The following is a 333-nucleotide window of genomic DNA, read 5'->3' on the forward strand; positions in this document are numbered from 1 at the left end:
CCAAAAATCATACAGCGAATGTTAGCTCTTTTTCTATAAATTCTTTCGGGGACATCATTTGCAATCCCTTATGTGGTGCGAAGGAATTATAGTCGTCAATCCAATTGTTTATTTTTAGCATAACCTCTTCAGCGTGATTTAAGTGATTCACATAAGCATAATCTCTTTTGAATGTTTTCACAAAGGCTTCCGCCATTCCGTTACTCTCTGGAGAATAAGCAGGAGTATGACAAACTTCAAATCCCAACGTTTCAACAAAAGCCATAGTAGCGAAAGAAGTATATTGAGGACCGTTGTCAGATAGGAACTGCGTCGAAGGAACTTTGGAATCAC

General features: G+C 38.4%; 1 protein-coding gene. It reads right to left on the reverse strand.

Annotated elements, in window-relative coordinates:
- Positions 1-7: 7 nt before the first annotated feature.
- On the reverse strand, positions 8-333 hold a 326-nt coding region (locus JWG44_RS15045), incomplete at its 5' end, for an integrase core domain-containing protein (protein WP_205275834.1).

The sequence above is a fragment of the Leptospira ainazelensis genome, from assembly GCF_016918785.1.
GTDB lineage: Bacteria > Spirochaetota > Leptospiria > Leptospirales > Leptospiraceae > Leptospira > Leptospira ainazelensis.